3 protein-coding genes are annotated in these 3,009 nt (G+C 39.9%); all 3 read right to left on the reverse strand.

Translation table 11 applies throughout. The features are described from left to right. A partial coding sequence (locus tag AC1DUW_RS24715; RefSeq protein WP_477643714.1) for an AMP-binding protein occupies window positions 1-883 on the reverse strand: 883 nt, incomplete at its 3' end. 113 nt (window positions 884-996) lie between these two features. Next, window positions 997-2,139 carry an acyl-CoA dehydrogenase gene (locus AC1DUW_RS24720; protein WP_190269623.1) on the reverse strand — a complete coding sequence of 381 codons (1,143 nt, stop codon included), beginning with the start codon at window positions 2,137-2,139 and terminating at the stop codon, window positions 997-999. Between the two features lie 63 nt (window positions 2,140-2,202). Then, window positions 2,203-2,814, reverse strand: coding sequence for a TetR/AcrR family transcriptional regulator (locus AC1DUW_RS24725; RefSeq protein WP_477643715.1), 612 nt, complete (start codon window positions 2,812-2,814; stop codon window positions 2,203-2,205). Between the last annotated feature and the right edge of the window lie 195 nt (window positions 2,815-3,009).

The raw sequence follows: 3,009 nt of genomic DNA on the forward strand, positions 1-3,009 counted from the left end.
TCAATTCAGCAATGAACATAGTCGGCACCCCGTGAAGCCCCGTACATTTTTCAGCTTCCACTGTCTGAAGCACAGTACGTGGATTGAATTCTACGATTGGCACCATTGTGGCTCCAACAGTAACAGAGGCCATTGTACCAAGGGAACAGCCGAAACAATGAAACAGTGGGACGGGGATACAAAGCCGATCATTCTTTGTAAGCTTCATACAAGCTGCAATATTTAGCCCATTGTTGACTAAATTCGAATGTGTCAGCATGACCCCTTTTGGAAATCCAGTCGTCCCTGAAGTGTATTGCATATTAATGACATCCTCAGGAGCAAGGTCCTTCATTCGGATGTCCAGCATCTCCTCCGAAACCGATTCGCTTCCGCTTATGACGTCATCCCACGAAAACGTACCAGGATAACGCGTTTCACCTAAGATAATAATATTCTTTAATTTTGGCAGTTTTTCAGATTGTAACTTTCCTGGTTTAGCCGTTTTCAATTCAGGAACTATCTCATAAAGCGTATCTATATAAGAATGATCTTTAAATTGTTCCATCAGGATTATCGTCGTTGCATCCGATTGATGAAGCAGATATTCGAGTTCACTTGTGCGGTAATTTGTATTGACCGTAACCAGCACACCGCCCATTTTTGCAGTTGAAAATTGGGAAATCAGCCATTCCGGTTTATTAGACGCCCATATGGCGATATGTTCCCCTTTTTCAATCTCAAGTGACATGAAACCACGGGCCGCCTTCCGGCAAACTTTTTCAAATTCACTGTACGTATAACGAAGACCTAGTTCGTGATATACTACCGCTTCATTATTACCGTATTCTTCAGCTGTCTTTTCAAGCAGTTTTCCGATAGTAACATCTAGCAAATCAGACATCAAACTCCTCCCAATAAGTAAAAGTAAGTATGAACGCTTCTTGCTGTATAGAAATAATCTGCCTTTCACCAAAATGAACAGAAGCATTTTGGTTCATTTGCGTTCGAAAAAGATTAACAGCCCAATTGTCTGGCGATTACGATTCTTTGAATTTCTGATGTCCCTTCCCCAATTTCTAGTAATTTAGCATCTCTTAAATAGCGTTCCACCTCATATTCCCGCATATATCCAGACCCGCCATGGATTTGAATGGCTTGATTGCTCGTTCGGAACGCAGTCTCACTTGCAAAAAGCTTAGCGAACGCCGCTTCTTTCGCAAAAGGTTTTTTATTGTCTTTTAACCACGCAGCTTTATATACCATATTTCTTGCTAATTCAATCTCCATCGCCATGTCAGCAAGTTTGAATTGGATTGCTTGAAAATTTGAAATAGATTTTCCGAACTGAACTCGCTCTTTCGAAAAAGCTAAAGCCTTATCAAAGGCTGCCTGCGCAATACCGACCGCCAACGCGGCAATTGAAATCCTTCCACCGTCTAAAGTGAATAAAAACTGTTTGAATCCTTTTTCTGGATCTCCCAATAAGTTTTTCTTTGGTACCCGGACATTATCAAGAATGATTTCACATGTATTAGAAGCTCGAACTCCCATTTTTTCATAATTACTATTAATTGTTAGTCCTGGTGTATCCGTTGGGACGATGTATGCAGAGATGATGTTCTTGCCTCGACTGTCTTTTCCAGATACAGCCGTTACGGTGACAGTTCTGGAATAGCTTGCATTAGTTATCCATGTTTTCTCGCCATTTATCACATATTCATCACCTTCTAATACTGCGGTCGTTCTCGTACCGCCCGCATCAGATCCCGCATTCGGCTCGGTCAACCCGAAAGCTGCCAATGTTTCACCGGTCGTGATTGGAATAAGATATTTTTGTTTCTGTTCCTCGGTACCGAAATAATAAATCGGGCTTGCTCCAAGTGAAACGGCTGCTGCATAGCTTAAACCGGTGCCTCCACAGGCCTTGCCAACCTCCTCAACGGCAATAGCATACGAAATCGTGTCTCCGCCTGAACCACCATACTCTTCAGGGAATGGAATCCCCAGTAGCCCCAGCTTCCCCATTTTTTTGAATACATCCTCTGCAAACATGGACTTTGCATCCAGTTCTATCGCAATTGGTTTTATTTCTTTTTCAGCGAAATCTCTTACCATATCCTTAATCATCTGCTGTTCTTTTGTAAGTGAGAAATCCATTTCTTTATTCCCCTTTCTAATGAGACCGACTAGTTGGTCTGTGAAATACAAGCGATTTTATTGTTAATCCACAGCCATCTGATTTTTTAGTAAATATGGCTGGGTTATTGCGTCTTTTTTTTGTTTATTTGTTAATAATGCCTGTAATATTAAATCGACGTAAATTTCTCCAATTTCCTCGATTGTTTTTCCCCCGTCCCTTTTGTACCATTTATAGGACCAGTTCACCATGCCTAAAATAGACATTCCGGTGATTTCAACCGGCAGTTCGCTGCGGAATTCACCCTTGTCAATTCCTTCTTGAATTACGGAAAATATGATTTCTTTATACATTTGACGCTTTTTTTTGATTGCTTCTACATAAGGTGGTTTTAAGTATATGCTTTCTTGATAGAAAACTGAGATGTGTGGTTTATAGAGGTCAAAAACTTTAACAAATGATTGAATAATCTTTTGCATTTTTTCTGTTGGGTGGGCACTTGCTGAAATGGCTTCCTGTGCTTTCGTTAAAACATATGAAATAAAGTAATCATGAATGACAAATAAGAGTTCGTCTTTAGAAGAAAAATGGTGATAAAAACCACCTTTGCTTGTTCCGCATTCCTTTACAATTTCGTTAACGGAGACGCCATGAAAACCATGCTGTTCAAAGAGTGTCAGCGATGTTTCGATTATTTTTTCTTTTAGCTCCGTAAGACAGCACCTCCCGTTGTATCCGCTTACATTTTATCCAGTCGTATTAAGAGAAATGGTGTGATTATACATAAACTGGATTTATTTAGATTTTACCAAATATTTAATATTTGTCAATTTTTAATTACGAACTAAAAACAGCTCTCATACTTAAGAGCTCAGACTGTAGACAAACTC

Source organism: Peribacillus sp. P4_C12 (assembly GCF_056402095.1).